Annotated in this window: 15 protein-coding genes; 7 read left to right on the forward strand and 8 right to left on the reverse strand. The window is 53.8% G+C overall.

Annotated features, from left to right (window positions below; translation table 11 throughout):
* The first annotated feature begins 42 nt into the window (after positions 1–42).
* A complete protein-coding gene (locus tag J0X25_RS31145; protein ID WP_207287793.1) occupies positions 43–798 on the forward strand; it encodes a rhomboid family intramembrane serine protease in 756 nt (251 codons plus the stop codon).
* A gap of 145 nt (positions 799–943) precedes the next feature.
* Here the strand turns inward: J0X25_RS31145 and J0X25_RS31150 are convergent, their stop codons facing one another.
* Entirely contained in the window at positions 944–1,138 is a 195-nt protein-coding gene (locus tag J0X25_RS31150) for a hypothetical protein (RefSeq protein ID WP_207287794.1), read from the reverse strand.
* 376 nt (positions 1,139–1,514) lie between these two features.
* Here J0X25_RS31150 and J0X25_RS31155 point away from each other — a divergent pair, with 376 nt between their 5' ends.
* From J0X25_RS31155 to J0X25_RS31170, 4 genes are all read left to right on the forward strand, one after another.
* Positions 1,515–2,426, forward strand: coding sequence for a hypothetical protein (locus tag J0X25_RS31155; protein ID WP_207287795.1), 912 nt, complete (start codon positions 1,515–1,517; stop codon positions 2,424–2,426).
* 132 nt (positions 2,427–2,558) lie between these two features.
* Positions 2,559–3,410 carry a ParA family protein gene (locus J0X25_RS31160; RefSeq protein ID WP_097007360.1) on the forward strand — a complete coding sequence of 284 codons (852 nt, stop codon included), beginning with the start codon at positions 2,559–2,561 and terminating at the stop codon, positions 3,408–3,410.
* 2 nt (positions 3,411–3,412) lie between these two features.
* On the forward strand, positions 3,413–3,793 hold the full coding sequence (locus J0X25_RS31165; protein ID WP_097007359.1) for a DUF8115 family protein: 381 nt from the start codon (positions 3,413–3,415) through the stop codon (positions 3,791–3,793).
* Positions 3,794–3,947: 154 nt separating this feature from the next.
* The gene (locus J0X25_RS31170; protein ID WP_207287796.1) at positions 3,948–4,727 is read left to right on the forward strand and encodes a hypothetical protein; all 780 of its coding nucleotides are present in this window, start codon (positions 3,948–3,950) and stop codon (positions 4,725–4,727) included.
* A 264-nt stretch (positions 4,728–4,991) separates the two neighbouring features.
* Here the strand turns inward: J0X25_RS31170 and J0X25_RS31175 are convergent, their stop codons facing one another.
* The 5 genes from J0X25_RS31175 to J0X25_RS31195 form a co-directional block, all read right to left on the reverse strand.
* On the reverse strand, positions 4,992–6,149 hold the full coding sequence (locus J0X25_RS31175) for a BREX system ATP-binding domain-containing protein (protein ID WP_089787258.1): 1,158 nt from the start codon (positions 6,147–6,149) through the stop codon (positions 4,992–4,994).
* Positions 6,149–7,045 carry a hypothetical protein gene (locus J0X25_RS31180; protein WP_207287797.1) on the reverse strand — a complete coding sequence of 299 codons (897 nt, stop codon included), beginning with the start codon at positions 7,043–7,045 and terminating at the stop codon, positions 6,149–6,151. Before J0X25_RS31180 ends, J0X25_RS31175 begins: the two co-directional genes overlap by 1 nt.
* Positions 7,042–8,076 carry a tRNA-guanine transglycosylase gene (locus J0X25_RS31185; RefSeq protein ID WP_207287798.1) on the reverse strand — a complete coding sequence of 345 codons (1,035 nt, stop codon included), beginning with the start codon at positions 8,074–8,076 and terminating at the stop codon, positions 7,042–7,044. The genes J0X25_RS31180 and J0X25_RS31185 overlap by 4 nt, the downstream gene beginning before the upstream one ends.
* A 97-nt stretch (positions 8,077–8,173) precedes the next feature.
* Positions 8,174–11,077: a DUF6884 domain-containing protein gene (locus tag J0X25_RS31190; protein ID WP_089787263.1), complete on the reverse strand. Its 2,904-nt coding sequence runs from the start codon at positions 11,075–11,077 to the stop codon at positions 8,174–8,176.
* Positions 11,078–11,331: 254 nt separating this feature from the next.
* On the reverse strand, positions 11,332–12,510 hold the full coding sequence (locus tag J0X25_RS31195) for a DUF5797 family protein (RefSeq protein WP_207287799.1): 1,179 nt from the start codon (positions 12,508–12,510) through the stop codon (positions 11,332–11,334).
* A 423-nt stretch (positions 12,511–12,933) separates the two neighbouring features.
* Here J0X25_RS31195 and J0X25_RS31200 point away from each other — a divergent pair, with 423 nt between their 5' ends.
* Together J0X25_RS31200 and J0X25_RS31205 are read left to right on the forward strand one after the other, a co-directional pair.
* Entirely contained in the window at positions 12,934–13,287 is a 354-nt protein-coding gene (locus J0X25_RS31200; protein ID WP_207287800.1) for a DUF7344 domain-containing protein, read from the forward strand.
* Positions 13,288–13,541: 254 nt separating this feature from the next.
* A complete protein-coding gene (locus J0X25_RS31205) occupies positions 13,542–13,808 on the forward strand; it encodes a hypothetical protein (RefSeq protein ID WP_097007351.1) in 267 nt (88 codons plus the stop codon).
* A gap of 1,084 nt (positions 13,809–14,892) precedes the next feature.
* On the opposite strand, the gene J0X25_RS31210 is transcribed toward J0X25_RS31205, so the two are convergent.
* Together J0X25_RS31210 and J0X25_RS31215 are read right to left on the reverse strand one after the other, a co-directional pair.
* Positions 14,893–16,869: a phospholipase D-like domain-containing protein gene (locus J0X25_RS31210; protein WP_207287801.1), complete on the reverse strand. Its 1,977-nt coding sequence runs from the start codon at positions 16,867–16,869 to the stop codon at positions 14,893–14,895.
* Positions 16,862–22,312 (reverse strand): DEAD/DEAH box helicase, encoded by a 5,451-nt coding sequence (locus J0X25_RS31215; protein ID WP_207287802.1) that lies wholly within the window; start codon positions 22,310–22,312, stop codon positions 16,862–16,864. The genes J0X25_RS31210 and J0X25_RS31215 overlap by 8 nt, the downstream gene beginning before the upstream one ends.
* Positions 22,313–22,314: the final 2 nt, after the last annotated feature.

The following is a 22,314-nucleotide window of genomic DNA, read 5'->3' on the forward strand; positions in this document are numbered from 1 at the left end:
ATGTAGCTCACAAAGAAGCCTCTAACTACACTGGACACCAGTATGGCTGATCAGGAAGAATACCGTGATGCAGCCTCCAAGTCCCTAGCTCAGGCTAATGAAGCTGAAACCTGGAGAGAATGGGTCTCCATCTACAGGGATTTTTTCAAAGCAATTCCTGGCCAGGTCAGAGACCGAGACGCCCCTGTAACTGCCATCCTGATTCTAATCACCATAACCGTCTTCATACTCCAATCAGTCCTCTACCTCTACATAACCGAGAGTTTTCCCATCGGAATCCTCGTCATCCTCACCCAACGCAGCGCCCTAACAGGTCTGACCGCCTACCTCTTCGTCGACTTCCCGTGGATAGCATGGCCTCTCGCAGAATTCCTCCACAAAGGAGTAGGCCACTTCGTCGCCAATATCGCTCTCCTAGCGCTGTTCGGGAAAATAATCGAATCCCGATTTCAGACCCGTTACTACATCCTATGGTTCGTTGGAGTCGCGATAATCGTCAAACCCATAGATGCACTTATCACTCTTTCAACGAGCCCGAAACCAAATGTCGCGGTATACGGTATCAGCGACTTCGTCTACTCTCTTGGAATCTACACTGTAATGACAGTATACAGTTCTGAACACGGAGATGAGATAGAATATCTGGGGATGCTGGTAGGAGTGGCTGCTATAATCCAGATCCTCGTTCAAGCGACGACGGCGGTACACCATATGTCAATACAACCCCTAAACACCGCTCACCTGTTTGGCGGACTCCTGGGAATAGTAGTATTTGGTATCGTCAGGAAGCACGAATAGCGGGATCGAACTGGCAAGTTCTACCAAACAGTAGTTTCTGTCCGTCGGTGATAATTGGAATCTCCCTGTTGCTGACTATACCCTCTGTATGCAGCACGCCATTCCTATCAGATTCAGAGGGTTTGAACAGAGCCAAATTAGACTATCAGCCGTTTAATAAGACAGTCCGTCCTTGTGTGTCGAAGTCCTTGACGTCTACGGCGATCGCCTTATCTGGAGTCGCGAATCCATCCTCCTGATTGACGGGTCGGGCAGGAGCCTGCTTGCACACTTCGACCACGTCGTAGGAGATACCGCGGTTATCCAGGAACTCAAGGGCCGACTCAATTGGGTCGTTCATGAAGCCGTCACGATGGATTGCAATATGGTCGGGCGCGTTGCCGCGGCGCTCTTCGTACCCTAACAGCGACTGCCTGGCGATCCGGCAGAAGGCCGGTGTGAAAATGCGTTCCTATCGTGAAACAAATAATGGTTGGATAGCTATCACTCAATCACGATAGTTCAGTACGTCCTGAATCATGCCATTCACAGCAACCCGCGATGACGAACGTGTTCTTCCCCACGAAGCAGAATCTTCTGATGCGCTAGTCTGTCCCATCTGCGATGACGCGATGAGTGTTGTTGACGAGCATCGGCGACGCGGTAGTTTCGTTGCTCGGCACTTCCGTCATCAGACTAACGATGAATGCTCAGGTGAGTCAATTCCGCATCTACGAATGAAGGCGATCGCCTTCTCGAAACTCGTAGCCACCTACCCTGATGCGGACGTCAGTATCGAGAAATCAGTCGGTCCACGCCGAGCAGATGTTCTCGTCGAATTTCCAGAACCACGGTCTCCTCTCGGGAAGGGAATCGCCGTCGAGGTTCAGCACCGGAACAACTCGAAAGACCTCTTTGCGACTGACCAAGATTACTACGACGAAGGTTTCAGTGTCCTCTGGCTATCCGAACAGCACTATGCCGAGTACGACGTCGCTATTGATCATGTCCAGCCCGTTTGGCCGAAAGCTCTTCCTCAGCTTCGAGGGTACGATGGGCTATCATGGCCAGTTGTAGACGAGCCTTCGACTCCTGAGATCCAAATTCCACTCCCCCCTGACTACCTGGATCACCACCAGTCATCGATTCGCGACGCCTTCGAACGGGGGCAGCGCCAGCGGTCAAACAGGTCTTGGACGACGCATCAGCAAGTGTGGCTAAGTAAACCACATCAACCCACCAACCGATCTCTGCAATTCGCTGAAGCACCTGCTGGAGGGTTCTACCTGAAGCTGAGTAAAGGCAAGAAAGGACAGCGCCCCGAATTTGTCCACGTTCCGCTTAGAGAAGGTGACATCGACAGTTTTCAGCATGCCCCAGATATACTCAATTCGGCACTCGAAAAAAAGCTGGTCGAGGGAGAGTGGCAGGATCTGGATGTTTGCTGGATCAAAGCGTACGCCGATCCCATAACGGCCTGGCTGAAAGTCATTTCTACCCCTGATAACGGCTATCTCTTAGAACTGGGAAAGAAGGATGCGAACGGGCAATCAAATCGGGTAAAAACGGCGTTTACGCCCTCAGAGAGGTTTCACTACCGCTTTCGTGACTTCTTCGATAGCCTCGAGCCGTACCTCTCGAAAGAATAACTCACTCTGGGCATCAATAGTCCAAGACGAACCGAGAGTCCTTGACGCCAACTATTGACGAGTTGCTTAGGGATGTCTGACAAGGGTTTATCCTATAGGTTTCCCTATATCTGAGCATATAGGAATACATAAATGAGCGCAAGAGTGGCCAGTTTCCTCGATAAAGGAGGAACAGGAAAGACCACCAGTATCGCACATCTCGGCGTCGCACTTTCTGAGCAAGGACACGACGTCCTGCTCATCGATCTTGCCGGTAAACAGGGAGACCTCGCAAAATCATTCGGCGTCTGGCAGGGCACACAGGCCGCCATCGAGAACGACGACGCCTGGCCGAACATCTCGACAGTCTTCGACGACGCCTGGGAGACGATCGTCGAAAAGCTCGGCGACGAGGCTGTTGAGGAACTCATCGTGCAGACCGACGAGGGCGTCGATCTAATCCCGGCACATCCTGGACTGGATACGCTTGACGCGGAACTTGCGAACATCGACGATGCTTCCGACCGGTACTCCCGGTTCAAGCAATTCCTTGACGACTACATTGACCCGCTTGGCTACGACGCCGTACTGATCGACCTGCCAGGAATGACGACGAACGTGACCTACAACGGACTCTGGGCAGCACAGAACGTGCTCGCCCCCGTCGAAATGGGACCGTTCGAGGCCGAACAAGTTGGCGCGTTACGTGACGATCTCGCGAAGGTCGAGGCCAACTTCAACATCAATGTCGACTTGGCGATGGTCCTCCCGAACAAAGTTGACTCACGTACGAAACTCGCTGGCGAGTATCTTGATGCCTATCGCGAGGAGTACCCTAGAGCAATCGCGCCAAAGTATGTTCCCTCTTCGCAAGACATCCGGAACGCAACCGAGCAGGGACAGTCAATCTTTGCGCTGGACAATCCGAGTGGAACAGCCCGTAAAGCACGTGACGCATATCGTACCAACGCTGAAGCGCTCATAGAACGCGTCAGTGGTAACTAACCATGGATGACGAAATTGAAGAGCTGAAACAGCAGACCAGCCAAGGAGACCGATTGGACGAAGTGAGTGCAGAACAGAAACGGAATGACCTCAAAACCGCGATTCTTGAAGAACTGGAGAAAATCGACGAAGGAGATCAGCAGAAGGTCGTCAGTGTCTGGGACGGGCCAATGGCAGCATTAGTTCGTGCTCTCGAGAACCATCCCGAGCATCTGGATGATGTCGGTCATCGTCTTCAGGACGAGCTCGATGTCGACCAGGAGGACGTTGATCGGAGCGAGGTTATTCGGCTTGCGCTTCGGCTTGGACTTGGAACCGCCGCACCGGAGGCTATGAAAGCGACGCGCGAGGCGGTCAGCGATAAGGCGACAAAAAACCTATAGATGCCTCTATATCGTATCCTATAGGAAAACCTATATCCACATATTCTCGCCGTATATTGTCTCTCAGCCCATTCTAACTATAGATACAAGTGCTCGGAGAGGATCCGTCAGTGGGCTAGGGTATTTACCTGACCAATCAAAATCTCCACTTGCGATGAGTCAATCAAACGCATCACCCACCGCTGACGATCACGGCTTCCACGATGGTGGAGGCCCCCTCGAGCTACCGGTGGAACTCGACGCAACCAAGATCAAGAACAGGTTTGTAAACGAGCCAGAGTACAAAATCCAGGGCCAGATCCCAGTCGAGCAAGGATCCGACCTTGAAGTGGACCTGTCTGCTCTCTCCAGTACCAGTGGTTGGTACGTTGATCCTGACGCCGCCCTCTACATTCAGGGGACGGGCTACACGCAGGGGACGATAGACAGCTATCACGTCAAAATTCAACAAGTCGCGACGCAAAGGCCGCGTATCGTCCCGATCGAGTCAGCAAAGGTCCCGGTCGCCAGCATGGACATCGAAAAAAGTCTGAGCGATGTCGGTGTGTCGGCTTCCATCCCTGGATCCGCCGTCGTTGATCTCGTCGATCGCTACGTCACTAGCGCGACCGAAGTCATCACGCAGAAACTGCTCAACGGTCGTGGTGGAATCGTTGACCTCCTCACTCACGCTGACGGCACCCGTGTCAGCATTGACGTCGAGAAACCCTACGCTGGATGGCAACACGACGTGCAGCAAATCAAAAACGACCACGATCTCCAAGCGCTTGACCCCGAAGACTACGAGCACGTACGCGCTATGGTGCGACCCGTTCTCGGTGCCACTTGGGGAGATAGCGAGTATGAGGCGAGAATAGAAGTGCCCGACCCAGACCTCGACCGCCTCTACGAACTCGCAGACGACGAGAGCTACGAAGCTCTTACTCGAGTCTGACCGCTACGCCTCCTGCTGATCTACGGTTCTATTGGGAGAAATTGATCTTGGTGAATCGAACAAATGAAGATGGGTTTCCGAAATGTACGTAGGCGTATGCATGTATCGGATCATACGGTCTGGCTGCCGTATTGATGTCAGAGTGCCCATGAACCTAGCGGGATGTGTTTCTCCTTCTGAAACTGCCCATCCTCGACGCGGTTCAAAATGGCTTGAGGGACAGAAACCCCATAACTAGTGGATGTTCGTTCGGTAGGCCCCGTTTCACATTGATTCTTGAACGAATTCGGGTGTGACCCGCTCTTGGTTTTCCTCAACAGCAGAGTCCAATACGCGGCTACAGATAGCAAGGGCTTGGCGAACGTTACCCTGTGAACGTTGTAGGATCACATCCAACGCTTCATCAGTAAACGGGTCGATCGAAGAAGTTTCGGTCGGCCCATTGCGTTCTCGACTGAGGTAGTCTGATACCAGGTCGTTCAGATGCTCGTTTGTGAGGGGTTTCAGAGCGACCTCCTCGCCGATCCGCTCGCTAAAAGCATGATATTCACTCATGACGTCTTGCCAGACCTCGGGAGCACAGCCAAACAACATACACAACCCGGAACTATTCTGGTCCATCAGGTGTCGAATACTGTTGAGCGTGGCCTGCTCATTCTTTGGGCTGAGACGTGCGATACTCTCGAACTCGTCGACGAAAACGAATACGCCAGTGTAACCGAGTTCGAGTAGCATATTCTTGAAAGCGGTGAACGCCCGGACGCCCATCGTATCGTCATCGAGTGCGCTGTGGATTTCCATCTCCTTGCGCTGCTCATACCGGATACCCTCTGCGGTCAACCACTGCCAAGCATAGAGGTTGGTGTCTTCGTACACCATGTGTACGATCGCACGAGCAAAGTCGGCAAAGTGAGTCACATCGCTTAACCGTCGAACCGCCTCCGGGACGATCTCAGAGAGAAGGACGTCTCCCTCATCGATGAGCGATTTCATTGCGCTCGCGCTAATTGGATTCGCATCTGTGACGTCACGAGCAACCGAGGCGAGGTACTCGTAGGCCAACTCTTGGACTCGATTGAAACCTAGGTCGTACACGAACTCATGATAGATGTCGAGAAAGCCCTCTCCCGGTTGAGCGACGTACCCAACGACGACATCGTCCCGGTCCCGTAACAGAGAGCGGGTATATTTGAGCGTATGCGACTTTCCGTTGCCGTATTTCCCAGTGATAACGAGATGCTTAGACTTTCCAGTCGAAAGCATCGTGGAGACTGTGGAACTAATCTTTTCGGAGACGTGTTGTTGACCACAGTATATTTCGGGGTCCTCTGCGGGAACCGGGCTGTACGGAAACGGATTGGCCTCGAGGTCGTACTGTGAGTAATCTTGCTGTTCGTCTGAAATGTCGAATGCGTCGGCCATTATGTATCCTCCTGGTGGAACGTGACGTCGCGGTCGTGGACCGCGAGGTAGTAGTATTGTTTGTCGTACAATTCAACGCCAGACATCACCTGCTGTGTCGACTGCGACGTGGAGACTAACGTTCCCTCATCTGCCACGGAAATCCGCTTGATTCCGAGAGCAGAATCTTTAGCCTCCGTATCCATTGGAGCTCCCGAAAGCTCGAGTTTGCCGACGTTTTGCTGGCAGAGAGCGACTAGTGCCTCGTCGAAACCCGCACGTGAACATCCAATTCGTTCACAGACTTCCTCCCGAAGTTTCGGTATCGACAGATAGCGCTGTCGTAAATCTACGCCTGCTGTCTGTTCGAGGTGGTCATAAGCGTCAAGCACCACGAAAGGGAAGTTGTCCGGAATGCTGGATTGGCTGGTCAAATAGTAGCTCCCAGTGAAGGCATTCCGCTGAACGCGACCTAATCGTTCGGCCCAGTCGCCGACGACCTCTATGCCGGTCTGGTTGAAGGAATAGGGTGTATACTTCTGGTCTTCTTCCAGGCTCTCCAGAAGGGTATCGAGGTCTGTAGGTTCGAGTCGCTCCAGAACCTCGAGAAATGTTCCGTAGTGGGGGCTACGAGTTGCGAGGATTGAACTCACCTGCTGCCAGCTCTCATCCCGAATCGCCTCTAAGAAGGCTTCGCCGATAGCGGTGGTCCCGTAATAGGAATCGTCATCTGATTCGCGTTCGTCCAGCAGATCGATTCGTTTCGCTTCTAGAACCGTTTCTCGCGCTCGCCGATGACTTACATCGAGAGCGGTCTCGAGATCCTCTGTCGTTTTCTCGTCGTCTTCACAGGCATGTGTGAGTTCAACCAAACGACTCAGTGTGACTGGACGGATCGTCGCTCGTTCGTCACTCATGTGAGCCTCCTCACTTGCTGTTTTGCGGTCTCATAGGCCCGTCTAGTAACTTCGTTGCCCTGGAAGCGAAGATCGAGATAATTCTCGACATCCCGATCAGACTCAGCTATGTATTTGAATCGTCGAAGCTCCGTTGCAAGCGCCCAGAGGTTATGCTGAGTGAGTGCAGTTCGGTCTTCCCGAATGTCTTCTAAACTCCGTTGACCACAGATCGGACAGGGGCAAGGCAACCGATCTAAGTCCTCGATGTTGTGGAGTTCTTCCCCTCCAAAACCAGGTATCAAGTAATTACGATTGCCGGCACTTCTGATGAACGCCGACGAGTCGAAACTATCGACACCGAGATAAAGTAAAAGTGGTTGATAGACTAATCCGCCGAGACCATAGACGTGTAGATGCTTCTCCGTCGCATTTCTTGCAGCAAGTACCAACTTTGTCACCTTTTTGTAATCTGTCCGGATCGGCACCATGCTCCCGAGTGCATATCCATCAAAATCTCCGCGGTTCTCTAGGTACTGGATATTGTTACGAATCGTTTCTGGATCGTACCCGTGAACGCTCGCGAAGAGTAGAGCATCACCAGTATGGAGATCACTTGCCTCGAGAGCAAACTCGATGCTTCGGTCGATACGCCGTTGATTCTCTGCTGCACGGTTTTCTCTGGACAAAGGGATGTCAATTGTCCCGTGTATGTCGCTATCTAATTTCTGTTGAGTTTTGATCGTCTTTTCCGGCGTAGTGTCGATCTCCTGTTCCGAAAAATCGAATCCACCGCTATCAGCGAAGATGATGGTGTCTTCTGGAACGTCCATCTCTTCGCGGAGGGCCACACCATTCGTTAGCCGATTCCACATCGGGTCCCGGTTCCGTATCGATCGAGCGTTAATCATCGCCGCGGAAAACTCCGGGATAGTGCCGACGTACTTGGGAGTGTTATCACTCGATCGCTTCCCCACGTTCCTAACTGGGAAGAGAACTGGTGTATCCAGTTCTCCGTGGGGAAGATCGAGTTTCCGTTGTCTGTACAGCATCCCTCCCGCTCGGATATGCTGTTATCTTACTTAGATAATGGGGCGATAGACGATCAGAAGAGGTGAAGTATAGAGGTTCGCCTTAGTAATTTCTCGTCTAATACTTCTCGAAGGCCATCTGAGTAGGTTCCTCTTCTACACGACGACAGAGGCCCTCAATCGCTTCAGGTTCCAGTGATTCGACACTGTCTATACGGTGTGCGAAATTCTTCATATAGTGTCCTTTCAACCCTACTACGATTGTGCCGTGGTTTTTCGCGTCTTCTGTGCGGGCAGGCACTGACACGATATTATCGAACTGGTCGTCGACGAGTTCCCGGTTGAAGACGACTCCAATACGATCAGAACGAACGTCCTGGACCATATTATCGATGTCAATGCTGGTGTAGTAATCCTTCCCGAGAGTGAAGAAGACTACATCGTAGTCTGACTCGTTCAGCACCTGCTCTAAGTCGGCCTGAATGCTGAGTTGTTTAGATCGCTCCCTGATGTCGGCAACGCCCATCGAGCTGAACGTCACTTCGTATGGCGGCAACGGTTCGTCCTCGGAAACGAGGCCGAAGCCTGCACTTATGAAGTACCGCTCGACATCGTGACCTTCTCCTTTGAGCCGTCTAACCGCTTCCTTCACGAACTCCTGCTGTCGGCCCGTGTAGAGATCCTTGGCGTTGATTGCAGGAACATTATCGCGCTCCAAGAGCTCTTCTCTCGAGAATTGGAGCGTCTCTTTATCATCGAAGACGGGTGCACCTTCGGGGATGTCCTTCGAGCCAGAACATTGGTCGATAACCAAAATGTCGAGCCCATCCTGGACGTTGATTTTGGGTGGGTGAGGCAGGAAGTCATCCCCAGCTATGTAATTCTCTCCGCACGCTTCCAAAGCATTCTGGCGCAGTTTCGATGGATCTTGGAACGTCTGGATTGTGCAGTTACTTTCCTCCACGGCATCTACGATGTGCTCGTCGATTTCTCCGTCAGGTGTGTGGAGGAACACCTTCTGGTATCGCTCTGCTTGCTGACCAAGGTTTTCAGCCATGCGACTCCGGGCAAGCGAAACGCCGGTGGGGGTCTTGTCCCACCACTCTCGTACACCGCCGGCGTCCAAAACGCCAACTTCGGCAACTGGGAGATCATGCACCTGCTGCCAGAAGTCAGGATGCTCGGCTCGAAGGTAGTCCTCGATAGTTTCGTAGCCGTTCAGAGATGCCGTACCTCGAGTTCCGATGAGGATTTTCGGTAGCTCGTCGGTGAATTCGTCGTAGAACCGTCGGGTGTTATGGAATCCACGTCGACGGTTGCGGTCGTTACCACGGAAGATACAGACCTCAATACTGTTCTCGGTACAGATCGAGCAATCGCACTTCTCCCAAGGTCGGTTTTGCAGTGTACGCTGGTACTCTTCTAAGAGGTCTTCGTCGCCGATCCACGTCGCGTAATCGCGAACGACGGTCCAAATCGCGTCATAAGTAGTTTCAGGATCGTCGTTTTCAAGGATGGTAGTCATACGCGGGAAAGGCTCGAACTCCTGCTGTGCGACGGTTAGTAGATCAGAATACTCTTCGAAGCTAACCGGGTCCTCGGGATCGTCTTTCCGAAGAAGCTTGACCAGCTTTCCTCGAAGATTGTCGCTGAAACTCGCTTGTAGCTCTCGGGCGTACTCGAAATCGTCTCTAAAAGCGGTTTCGACTTCTTGGAGTAGCGAAGCGTCGTATTGCTCGTCGTGACGGTGTTCACGCAGATATTCTCGAGTGGCTGGAAGGACCTTTTCTGCTTTCTTTTGCCACTCATAGAGCGCGTCAACGATGGGTTCCTCAGAATCGAAGGCTCTCAACGCAACTAGCGTCTCGCGGCCTCGAAGGGACTTCTCCACGGCCTCTGCAAGAGAATCGCGGTTAGATGGGTAACGCACCCGAATCGCGTCGTATCGCTCGTTGTTGTCAAGCCGGTAATTCTGCCCTCCTGTCCATGCCGAACGGAGCATACTCGCACTATCGAAACTGGTCATCCCCGATCGACCGACCGTCTCGAATCCTTCGCTCTTCGCAAACCCGAAGACGTGCGAGTCAATGCGAGTGTTATTCTCGCGTTCAAACTCCTTTACAGACTTTCCGACGCCCTTCACGATTTGCCTGACGTCATGGATGGGACTGCCAGCGACGCCACCGATACCGAGATAATCGTATCCAATGTCGAGCACTTCTTCCGTGGCCTCGATATACGTCTCGGGGTTCCAGCCCTGGATCGCTACCATTAGCCGGAACGGGTAGTTACCTCGGTGGTACAGGTCGTACATCTCCTGAGCGTTCCGGAGAGTAAGCTCGTAGCGGAATGCTGCGTCGTCCTCTCGGTACACCGCTCTGGGATCGCGAGCCAATCGCGCAAGTACCGTATCGACGTCACCCTGGAAGTCTTCTGGAGCAAAGGCCTCGACCTCCTTCTTCGATTGAGTACAGATGGTCGGTTCGTACTCCTCGACGTAAGTAGGCCATTCGTTGGGCCACTCGTCGACCATCAAATCGACGACGTCAGTCAGTGCGTCTGGGATGTCACTCTTCTTGAAATCGGTATGGAAGGCGCGTTCGTCGAGGTACAGACGACCCTTGTCTTTCCCCGAGCCCAAAACGAGGTGATCGATAGTAACGCCGACTGTGACCTCCAGCGTTTCGTAGAAGTCGAGCATCTCGGCGTTCCCGTACGGAGGGAACGGGAGTGACTTGTAGCCCCACGCGCCGCAGTCGCTGATCGTAGGAAGCCATTCTGGAACGGACAACACCGGGTCATCGTAGACCCCGTACTCGGCGAGACGATTTGCTTTGCGAGTCGTCTCTTCGACTTGTTCACGCGAAATTAGCACGCCATCGATCGGGGTTGTGTCGCGCTCGAAAATGTCCCAGATGTAATCTAGATCCCGCTCCTGACGGTCGAGAGTAGAGAGTTCGTCGTGTCGGAAATCGTAGTGGGAATCGACCGCGTCGTCCCACTCAGGAACGTAAAATCTCACAGATTCTATTCACCGTCTTACGCTAAGTTGGTTCCTCCTTATGAATCTCCCTTTCCGCTTCGTCGAAGTGTAGTTCCGGAACGGATGAAAATATTATCACGTTAGGACGTACCCGAGCCCGAGGTGGGCTTTTCTGGTCTTGTTGAAACCCACAGCAGGTGATGGAGATTAGCGGTCGTGCTGTATAGAGCGCACATGTCGGTTATAGAGTAGGACGTCATCGATCGTCGGGAGAATCACTAAGTGCAGATTGGTTATTCAACTATCTGAACTGCCTCTTCCGTCGGCTCAATACGACTATTTTTGTTCCGATGGTAGTAGTCCTCCAGATGCTGAGAAAGGTACTCCCATGCCTCTTTTCCTGTCTCGAGACCCCAAGAAGAAGCAAGTTCCCCATTCGATGTTGGCGCCAAGCGAACAATATCTGCCACTCGTTCCTGTTCCTGCTCCGAGAGCTCACGTCTCGCCGAAGAACCAGCACTCACCGAACCAGAGTCATCTGTCATTGGTGCCGGTACCTGCTGCGACTCAGAACCACTCTGCGTAGATTGTGAATCGTCCTCCGTAGTCTGCGTCGAAGCCGGGGTGTCTTCCACAGACGCGAGCGCTTGCAACGGTGTTTCTTCTGGGACTTCGTCCATCAATTCCTGCGCGATAAGCGAAAGCATCTGCTGCTGCCTCTCCGGAGTGATCGAGAACTCATATCGAATCTTTTCCTTCACAACCCCATCGGTCTGATGCCCCTCAAATACACTATGAGTATAAGACACCCGCTGAATATCCACCTGCCCGGGGAGGTTCGGTGCGACCGTTATCCCAAGCGTCCATGATTTCGGTTCAAGTTTACTGTAGTTGGTGGAGAACTGTGGAGATAGCTGCGTATCACGTTGGTCTACACTGGGCGGAATATCTGTTTCTGTCGATGCTAAATCATGAGTCGGTGAATACGTTTGCCCGTCACTCCCGACGAATTTCGTTTTACTGAGTCCGTTCCACTTTTGCACGTACTCGGAAGTGTTCTCGATGCGAGTTACACAGAGAAACCGGTCCTCAGTCTGGATAGAATCAATCTCATGAGGCCAAGCGAGTGGTTCGATGTCGGTTCGGAACAGTCCGATAAGAGACACGCGCAGCGGGCCCTTCTCGACTGTCAAGTCATCTGCAAGCGTGCCCTCTATCGACGCTACGCTAACGGGTGTACCGAGCGCCGCGAGTCCACGAGCAAACCCACTGAACGTACTTGTACCGTCCGCAGTACCAGCAGTTGGGTCACCGTTCTGTATCTGCTTGTACGCATCCCGAATCTCTTGGAAACGCTCCTTGCTTCCACCCTGATCTGGATGGTGTTCCTTTACCAGCGCTCGATATGCAGCTTCAACAACTACCTCATTTGCATTTTTTGTTATTCCGAGGACATTGTACGGGTTGGGCATACGCATCGATACGAGTCAATCAAGAAATTTGTTTTCCTTCTTATAGATGCACGGCTATCTAACGACCGCATTGCTCTAACCGGCTGAAACAAACGATGACTTCTTACTGACCAAACGCGCTGTATTCAGCATACCATTCCTAGCAACTGGAGAGTGTTTCGACAGAATCAGGATCCTCCAAGAGAGGCGAACCCCAAAGCTTGGTTTGTTGGCCACTGAGCCGATTTACCTACGGTTAAGACGGTTCCCGACCTACACGTTTTTGACGCGCGGTGGTCCACAGAAGTGGGCCCGGTGGTGAAGACACCGAACCCGCGCTGTCTGGAGCAGACAGCATGTACATAGTCGAGGACGATTCGCAAAAGTCCGACGATGGAATAGTAGATGCAACTATCGCATTGCCCTCAACGGAGGTGGAGAAGAATGGCAGCTAAGAGTGACGTCGACACCCGACCGGCTTCGGTTCACAAACTCCTCGGCAACGAACGGCGTAACCTGCTCATTCGGTACCTCTCTCTGTTCGAGGAGAACGCCTCTGTAACAGTCCGTCACATCGCGAGGGTCATTCGAGGGATAGAGACCGGAACTCCGCCCACTCAGGTCAGTACAGGCGATTACGAATCAGCCTACAACGGACTGATCCAAACGCACCTCCCGAAACTCAGCGCGAAGGGCTTGATTGAGTACGATGAATCAGCGAAGGAGGTAGTGGTAACCCCCCGTCTCCAGAGGTACGCATCGATCTCTGTGCTCGCTCAACTTGCCATCTCGGTCTAAGGTCACCTCTTCAGAATAAAGTAAGTCACCAGTCTACGCGGCCAATATCTTTATCTCTTGACCGCATCTGATCCAGTGGACGACGGTCTACCGCGTAGTGGGATGCGTGGTATGCTCTAAAATTACGTCGTCCCCACCTGGGAAGCTTGGGAGTTGCCATCCTCCATCGGTGGCACGAACTTCCCTTTTGAAATAGTGACACAGCGCCGCCAAAGTAGCCGGTATTAATTTGTGTGAACACAGAACACTCGACCATGCCAAGAATCTCTCAGTCAACCACGCTGGAACAAGTTGAACACATTCTCGGGAGTGGATCTGGGATCCTTGATTTTGCAGTTGAAGGCGAGAATGACTACTACACATGGGAGGATGGTGAAGATGCGAATTGGGAGATAGAGGACGTTGACTGCGTCAAAAACGTTGAAGAAGATCGGTTCATCATGTTCCCTGAAGGAGATTCATTCACGTGTGAGGTCGAAACCGAAGAGGATGAGAGTCGAGTTCGCTGCTGGTGCGAATGACCAATTTTGTACGAGTTGGCTCTGATGAATCACTGGGCAGCGGCGACTTTCGGTAGGAAACCACGTCGCTCAAGACGTCACGCTGGAACGCTCTTGTGTGCAATCTCGAAGGATCCGTATTGGCGAGCCAATTAGACGTTCTCACGATGACTCCAACACACTAGACCCCTTGCAGTATGGCGATTCGCCAAAACCTACGAGTTAATAATAGCAGTGGGGTCTGAAAACGCAGAAATAACAGATGGAGTTCAATTTGGTGGCCAATAGTGTATGGGTGTTTATGTAATACTGACAAACATCCTAATACCAGAATTTTCATACGATACCTCTTGCCACGTCCACCAATTCTCAAGGAATGTGTGCAACCTGCCCACATTATGATAATCAGTCAAACTATTCCGGGCGCGAATTAAATCTGAGTTATAAAAACCATCTTATGTATAGTGAGCTACCTAGCACATGTCTGATTTTGAATATTGTGTTTCGGATTTCGTCTTGCGATTTCTAGAACTCTGTGGGCAATCTGCCCACATTACAGTAAAAATTCTCTCATGATGTGTGCCAAGCGTGCTGCATAATAGTAATATTATTTATAATACGGGAGTTGATACACAGAATATCATTTGGATGATTTCAGAGTCGTCTCGATGGCCTGCGATTTTTAGACCGATGTGGGCAGTTTGCACACATTTGTGTCATCCCGAGAAGCTATATTTGTCACCAGCATCGTCTTTCGGCAGTTTTAGTGGGAAACAAAAACCCAAATCCTATTTCGGCCCCTATAAACTCCTTAGAAAGTGTGAGGTCGACAATGGCAAAAATCGGCGTAACCTCTCACGCTTTTTCTCGCCATTAGATGGGATATTATCGTTTCTAATACGCTTATATAGCAAAAAGTGGAGTCGTGAGGGTGGTTTTGAGTCCGTAAGAACCCATGCCTATGAGCCATTAAGGCGACGAATCGACTGAGCCAACTTGCGAAGAACTTCAGTCGCCAGTTGGGCTATCTACATATTTGTACTACTTGTATACCAACGTATGTTTCTGAGGCAGAGATCCAAATGCGCTTGCTAGGCAGGACAAGCTAGCTATAGTACGTTGGTACTAGCTGGTGATCGGGAATCTCTTGCAAGCGCTCAATCGATAATTCGTCAGCTGCCGAGATGTCCCATACGATGTCGAAGAATTCGACTGCGGCATCAACAAACTGCGTTCGTTCGGTGTAGATCCCACATTCGGGGTTCCAGTCGTAACTGTTCTCCATGAAGTTCGCAGACCCGAGGAGTGCTGCCCCTTCCTCCGGTGCACCGACCGTCTGGAGTTTGCCATGAATCCCGATTTCATTGAGATCGCGGAAGTCCATATCGGGCGTCACACGCTGGTGTTCCTTGAACCGCGAATAGGAACGCACCGTCACTCGATCACGATGTTCTTTGATCTCGCTCAGCAGGTTTCGTTGAAGCCGCCGCCACTCCCAGGGTTCCTTCGTATGGCGAGTGAGCAAACGAAGCTCGAAGCCATGTTCGAGAAGACGACGAATTTGGGCCACGTACTCGTTGAACGTGTCGTCGTCGAACGGTGTCATGATGCGCAAAACCTTGTCCTCTATGTCGCGCTCGAGGCCGAGGCTGAACAAGCGGTCGGTCATTGCAGTGTACGGTTTCAGTCCCGACGAGCGCCTCTCATGCCAGCGGCGGAGACGTGCCCGTTCTCTACCGAGTCCACGTGAATCTCCGACGTAGGCGTCCATCTTTTGCTCTCCGAGAGCGTCCGGATCGACGAGCGTGTAGGTGAAGTAGGTCGGTGCGATCGCCCCGCTGTCGATCGACTCGTAGTCCTGAACCACCATCGACTCGGTCGCGACGGGGTCAGGCGGGAATGACACCGTCTCTTGAGAGAGGGTGTCGATGCGACTCTGAATGTCCGAACAGCGTTCCACGAGGTGTTTCGTATATTCGTCTCGTACAGCCTCGACATCGACAGCTTCTGGCACGGTCTCAAATTCGACGAGGCCGTCGCTGACCTCACACTCGACTCCCGGAACTGATGAAAGTGCTTGGTAGAGAGAGTACGGCGTTACGCTCGGCCACCGCTCAGTAACGAAGTGCACGTCGAACGTCGCCAGAACGGGGTATGCCGCAACAGTGGCGACGACTTTGAGAGCTGCCTCCCGTTCATCAGCGCTAAGATCCGCATCTTCCGATACATCGTCGAGTCCGACCGACTGGTCCGTGTTGACCCTCTCTAAGTCGGCCTCAGTTGATGGCACCAGCAGTGATCGCACTTGGTCGAATTCGTCCTCGTATTCCTGCCGCTGGTTACGGACTGCGTCTTCGACTTCCGTTTCATCGACTGTGATCGCTTGCGTACTGGCGAGGTTTGCTACCTCGGCCATCTCCAGTTCTCCCTTCGTCGGAGTTGTTCCAATTAATCGCTGCACGAGGTCTTCTAGACAGGCTGCGTCCGCAGATTCGACGACGCGAGAGAGGATGTCGCGATAGGCTTCTGCAACAACTGTCTCGGTAGACATTGTCTGCTGGGCCGACAGCGAACTGTCGATCCGTTCTCGATTGAGGTCGACGCTATCGGGATAGATAGTCATGAACCCGAGCGACCCTAAGAGGGGAGCAAGAACGGTTTCATCCCACTCGTCGGCGAGCAGGCTGTCGAGTTCGCGTCTCGGGACGTTATCCTCCTCGATTTCGTTGCACGAGCGAAGCACCATCTCAGCTGGCTGAAGCCGAGCGACAGTAGCTGTTCGGATGAACGGCTGTGGCTCGTCCGAGATTAGCACTACCATTCCCAGTAGCGAAATGGTGCTGTTGTCGACGAGACCGAGTTCGTCGAGCAGCCACTCGTGTATCGAGACGACGGGATCGCGGCCTCGTTCGTCATTCGTTCTGATAATTTCAGTCCGAACATGCGGTTCGAGGCGTTCCTGTATGGGCTCCCCAGTTGCTGTTGCGGCGAGTGCAGAGTACACGCTCTCCGCTGAAAGCGCCCAGAGGCGCTCAGGTGACTGCGTTCGGAGTTCGTTCGCGGCGTTGAGTGGATTACTCATCGTTCCTCGGTTCGAGGTGAAGCTCGTGAGATAGCAGGTCTAGCAGTTCGTCCTTTGCAAACGATTCGGGGTCGTTCTGCTCTACACACCCATACTGGTAGAGGCAGAACGGACATCCGTTCTCGCAGTTACACTTCGACTCGTCCGGTGAAAACGCCTCACGCATGAGTTCGACGGCGCGTTCGAATTTCTCTCCGTCATCTTGAGTTAGCAGCACGGTGATGCCGCTTCCGCCTTCGTCGGAATCGTAGACTAGTGTTCCTTCGTCCTCGATGGATTCTGGAACCTGCCTGACGCTAACGCCGCCGATGTACTGGAGTGCGACTCGGAGGCCGTGAGCGAAGCCGTGTTCGAGTTCTTCGCTGTCGAAGCGTATCCGGGCCGCCTTCGTAGAGAACTTCGTTGCGGGCCGGACAGCCTCGCTCTCATCGACGGGATGTTCGACGTTGTTCGTACAGTATGCCGAGTCTCCGGTTTTCGCGATTGCTCCGTTACATCCGTCGACACCGCACATCTCGAACACGTTCGGTAACGGGTCTGCTCCACCGTCCTTGTAGGTCGCCCAGTATTTGCTCGTCGAGGCGAGTAGCGTGACGTCACCGTACTCGAACTGTCCGTGGACGGTCCCGTTTTCGTCGACGATGTCCCGGGAGAACGTCGCCTCGAACGAATCGCCGGCATCGGTTTCGACGGGAGCGTACGTGCTCTGGGGTTCCGTATCGTTCTGGTAGACCGTCGAGGGTTGAAGTTGCTGGGTACTCGGCGTCGAACTGAGCGGGAGATCGTGCTGGTACGCAATCACTCTTTCCGGGACCTGAGTGACGAGCGGCTTCAGTCGCGTCCCGCACGACTCGCAGTTGGAAGTGTCGCTATCGTACTCGGAAGCACACGTCGGACAAATAGCCGCATCTTCGAGGTCGTCAGTGATGCGTGCGGATTCCAGCGGCTCCCAGTACACCTGTGTCACGACGTAGGTCTCGCTGTCGTAGAGATACGCAGCGCCAGGATGGAGTTCAGAGAGAGCGATGCGGCGCTCGCGTGACCCGTCGCTGACGTGCTCGAAGTCTTCACCGACGAGTTGGTAATCGACCGAGCTACCAACCGACCGCAATCCGAACGCAGCAGGACTCTCCCGGTTCAGATAGCTACCGAAGTCCATGTCCTCAAGTCGGTCGAGATAGTCGTTCAGTTGGTCGAGTTGACGCTCGACCTGCTCTCGCTGTTCTCGTAGGCGGCGCTTTTCGTCGCGGTCGCGAGTATTCCGTTCTTCTCGCCGTAGATCGCTTACTTCCTCGTCAAGTTCATCGATGTCGTCGTAGATGTCGTCTTGCTGGTCGCGATAGAGATCGACGATAGTCTCCTCGAAGCTCTGTTTGTCCTCGGTTCCGGCGAGGATCCCTTCGACGAGGTCCCCATGCTTATCGAGAACCGACTCGACGACACCGTCACAGTCGTTACGCTGACACTCCCCGCCGTAGCCAGCGGCGTGCTTTCGGCCACACGCTGAACAAACGCTGAACGACAGGAGGTCCTCCAACCACTGCTCGATTTCGTCCCGGTTCTCGTCGAGGAGCCTCCGAAGTGCTTCAAGCGGAGCATCATCGTTCCAACTCTGGACTTGGAAGTTCGTGGACGAAAGCACCCCGGTGAACGTCATCACGTCGTTCGGTCGGGGCTCCGTTCGCGGTACTGGCTCGTTGCCACAGACGATGAGGTCTTCGAGACCGCTCTGTTCGCGGCGCCATGGGACCCATCGGGTCGTCGCAGCCCAGTCGAGGACGGCCCACGAAAGCGACTGGTGGAGCACTTCGTGGTTCACCTCGTTGAGCGGAACCTGCTGGGGGTCGGCCGCGATGAGTTCCTCTGGGTGTTCGTGGTAGTAGTAATCGATGGGGTTCCGCTGGCTGACCGAGTGAATGAGGGAATTGCCCGAAGCCCGACCCGCACGTCCGATTCGCTGAAGATACGAGTTGGCGTTCGGCGGGGTCCCGTACAGGAGGAGCGTGTTGAGGTCGCCGATGTCGACACCTAACTCCATCGCCGGCCCAGACGAGAGGAAGTGTGGATACCGCCCCTGTCGGAACTGGTACTCCAGTTTTCGCCGCTCGTCGCGGTCGGTCTCACCGTAGTATGCCCGCGCGAGCAACATCATCGGGTCGGACGTCGAAACCTGTTGAGCAGTCAGGGAGTAGTGGGAGTGAGAGAACTCCGACCGGTCCTCTATCGTCGTTCCGAACTCGATGACATCATCCGGTGCGAGCCCTAGAGTGACTTCGAGCGAGGTCGCGTATTCCTCTTGGCTCGGACTGTAGTTCGTCGGCGTCACGTTGTCGACGACCGCACATTCGACCGCATCTTCGTCGACCATGACGAACCGACTCCCCTCCTCTTCGACGCGACGTAGAATACCGCGATCGACGAGGGAGTCGAGATGGTCGTGTCCGTTCTCGATCTCGTCCACCAGATTCGGCTCATAATGGTGGTTCTGACCGATTGCCTCTACGAGTAACTCACGCTCGCCCTCGCTGAGCTCGTCAAGTCCGGCGTCCAGCCGAACGTCGACCAGCCCCTCGTCGCTAAGCTGGCTACTGCGGTAACGCTGACTGTACTTACCTTCAAAGACGCGAGATAGCAATTCTTCTGTCAGGTATTCGTCGACCGACTGGTCGTAGCCGGTCAGATGTTCGTACATCTGCGGGGCGTTACCGTCCTTACCGACTAATTGCCCTTCGTACTGGTGTGCATCGTCTACTCCGCACTCCACGACGTCGGACAGTGTTGCCCAACCCGATTCGTCAGCCTCCGAGCTGACGCTATCTACGAACAACTGGTCGAAGAAGAACGACTCTTCGGGTTCGCGGAAGTTCCGCTCGAGTTCCTTCATGTCGGACTGGCTGTCCGCGAACGAGAGCATCTTCGATTCTCCGAAGGTACTGGGATCGTCACGATCTGCCAGTGAACGCAACAAATAGCGCCCGCTCGTCACAGCAGCATTGGCCGGACCACGGAGCATCGAGTCGTATCGCCGGTTCTTCGCGTAGGTTTCTCGCCGATCTTCGTGGTAACACGGCAGTCCGCCGGAGAAGTTACTCGCTTCCCTGATTCGTCCGTTATCGTCTACCATCCGAAAGTTCCCGTAGCCCTTCGCCCGGCGGCTAATCTCGGGATCGTCGCAGTTGCAGTTGTGTGGACCGTTAGGAAGGAACTCGTGCCCGCAGGACTGACACTCGTCGACCATGTTGATGTCGAACAGCGCGGATCGAACGAGTTTCCGTTTATTGCAACTGCACGACGCGGGTGGATTACCGAAATACACTTCGTCGCACCCGGGGTCGCTGCACGTCCATCCGAGGAACCGTTTGGGCGTGAGTTCGCCGTCACAGTCGTCTGTAGTGCACTCCTGTCCCTCCGGATCTTCATAGACTTCTCCACACTCGGTGCAATACTGAACATCTTCGTCTGCAAGCGGCTCTAACGCAGTGGAACGGCAGGAATGACATTCGGGTTCCCGTGCTTCCTCGACCGTGAGTTCGCCGTCACAGTCTGGGTTGGTGCAAACGTGCTTCTCCATCGAATCGTCGAGGACCATCGAGGCGTCGCAGTCGGGACAGTCATGCTGATGGTCAATCTTCTGACGCTCGCCACAGTCCGTACACTCGTAGTACGGTCGCCAGTAAACTCGAACCATCTCCGGTGTTTCGCCGTCGATGGTCTCACACTGACATTCTCTCCGTTGGAAATACTCGAAACGGCCTTCTTCCGACGTGACGGTATGAGGTGCGAGGCGCTCACAGTTTGGACAGAACCATGATTCAAGCGACTCTTCACCACACTCGTTACACAACGAGAGTTTCGTCACGAAGTGGTGGCCGCACTCAGTACAGGACGACTGCGGGGTGTCGTAGACTGTCCCACAGTTAATACACGTGTAGTAACCGTCGAGCGGCCAGCTGAACAAGTGGGCGCGGCGCTCGAGAATGCCCGACACCTCGCCGATAGTCATGAAGTTCGCTACGACTGTCTCCGCCTGGGACTCAGAAAGCCCAGCCTCGTCGATCAGGCGGCCCCGAAGACCGACTGGCCGAAGTGGGGTCTCACGGAGCGCCGCGTAGATCCCGCGGACGAACTCAAGGGGCCCACCTTCGTCCTCGACTAAATGTTCGTAGAGCGCATCATCAACGTCCTCACTACCATCCTTTACGGCAGCTGCGTCAAGTGCTTGCCTCGCGGCATCGGTGTCCCCGGCACGTAACTCCTCTTCGCTCATTTCTGCCGAAACAAATTCGTCGGGGATGTCGACGGGGAACGGTGCGTCGAGGGTACGCTCGTCTTCTTCGACAACTTCGATGTCAGGGTCGACGAACGGATTGATGCGCTGGAAGACCGTCCGTTTGTTCTCCACGGTCGCCGACGCACCGACGATGGTGAGATCGTCGTCTGCCTCACTCTCGTACCCGTTGAGTTCCTGCCGCTCTCGAATATACCGGCGCATGAGCGTCGACGTGAACGAACCGAAGAGTTCGGAATACTCGTGGATCTCATCGAACACGAAGTATTTCGGCTCGGCGACGAAGCGCTGCTGTTCCTCGTCACCGTTGACGTTGAAGAGCCTGTAGTTGATCGTGTCTGGGTTCGTCAACAGGATGTCCGCTGGCGATTCGACGATGGCGTCACGAGTGACCTTGATGAAATCGAACGTGAGGTCGTCCTCGTGTTCCACCATCGGTTCGACGACGAACGAGTCGTCGTCACGCTGCCTAACCGTCAGCGACGAATCACACTCGTCGCACGGGCAGTCGAAGTATTGGAACGTGGTCTGGAGGTACGCGAGTTCGTCGGGGTCGCGACGCTTAGTGTCACCGTCGTAGATACCAACGGTCACTTGCTCGTCCAACGATCGATCTCGATTGAGCGTGAAGAGGTAGTCGATCAATCGCTTCAACTGGTCCTGTGCGAGTGCTTTTGTCGGGTATGTGAGGACGCACTTGACGCTGTCTGGTGGATGGTCGCCGTGCTGACCCGCTTTTGCCTCAGTAATGAACTGAAGGATAGGGATGAGCCATCCCTCGGTCTTTCCCCGACCCGTACTTGCGGTCAGGAGCGTGTGGTGGTCCTCGAGAACCGATTCGACCGCTGACTCCTGAAATTCATACAGGGATCGGAACCCGGCCTCAGAGAACGTTTCGGTGACATCGTCGTGGAGGCCTTGGTTACTGGCGAACGTCTCCCAAGAGGTGTCGCTCATCCGTGGAAGGTCCAGCACCTGGAGGAAGGGGCCTTTCGTCCGGATGAACTCAGGAAGGTCCTCCTCCAGTGACTCGCCAGACCCGTCGTGGTACCGCGAGACGAGGTTCTTGACGGCTCGCTGTGGTTGGGAGCCGGCGTAGTGTTCAGCGTACGATTCGCGCATCGAGTTCGCGAGTTCGAGTGGGTCGAAATCCATCG

The organism is Haloterrigena alkaliphila (assembly GCF_017352155.2).
GTDB classification, from domain to species: Archaea; Halobacteriota; Halobacteria; order Halobacteriales; family Natrialbaceae; genus Haloterrigena; species Haloterrigena alkaliphila.

Bases quoted from the DNA above. Each gene is read 5' to 3' on its own strand.
- J0X25_RS31160 (WP_097007360.1), top strand. From the start codon at position 2,559: ATGAGCGCAAGAGTGGCCAGTTTCCTCGATAAAGGAGGAACAGGAAAG.
- J0X25_RS31170 (WP_207287796.1), top strand. From the start codon at position 3,948: ATGAGTCAATCAAACGCATCACCCACCGCTGACGATCACGGCTTCCAC.
- J0X25_RS31165 (WP_097007359.1), top strand. From the start codon at position 3,413: ATGGATGACGAAATTGAAGAGCTGAAACAGCAGACCAGCCAAGGAGAC.
- J0X25_RS31215 (WP_207287802.1), bottom strand. From the start codon at position 22,312: ATGGATTTCGACCCACTCGAACTCGCGAACTCGATGCGCGAATCGTAC.
- J0X25_RS31155 (WP_207287795.1), top strand. From the start codon at position 1,515: ATGAAGGCGATCGCCTTCTCGAAACTCGTAGCCACCTACCCTGATGCG.
- J0X25_RS31195 (WP_207287799.1), bottom strand. From the start codon at position 12,510: ATGCCCAACCCGTACAATGTCCTCGGAATAACAAAAAATGCAAATGAG.
- J0X25_RS31205 (WP_097007351.1), top strand. From the start codon at position 13,542: ATGCCAAGAATCTCTCAGTCAACCACGCTGGAACAAGTTGAACACATT.
- J0X25_RS31180 (WP_207287797.1), bottom strand. From the start codon at position 7,045: ATGAGTGACGAACGAGCGACGATCCGTCCAGTCACACTGAGTCGTTTG.
- J0X25_RS31145 (WP_207287793.1), top strand. From the start codon at position 43: ATGGCTGATCAGGAAGAATACCGTGATGCAGCCTCCAAGTCCCTAGCT.
- J0X25_RS31210 (WP_207287801.1), bottom strand. From the start codon at position 16,869: ATGAGTAATCCACTCAACGCCGCGAACGAACTCCGAACGCAGTCACCT.
- J0X25_RS31185 (WP_207287798.1), bottom strand. From the start codon at position 8,076: ATGCTGTACAGACAACGGAAACTCGATCTTCCCCACGGAGAACTGGAT.
- J0X25_RS31175 (WP_089787258.1), bottom strand. From the start codon at position 6,149: ATGGCCGACGCATTCGACATTTCAGACGAACAGCAAGATTACTCACAG.
- J0X25_RS31150 (WP_207287794.1), bottom strand. From the start codon at position 1,138: ATGAACGACCCAATTGAGTCGGCCCTTGAGTTCCTGGATAACCGCGGT.
- J0X25_RS31200 (WP_207287800.1), top strand. From the start codon at position 12,934: ATGGCAGCTAAGAGTGACGTCGACACCCGACCGGCTTCGGTTCACAAA.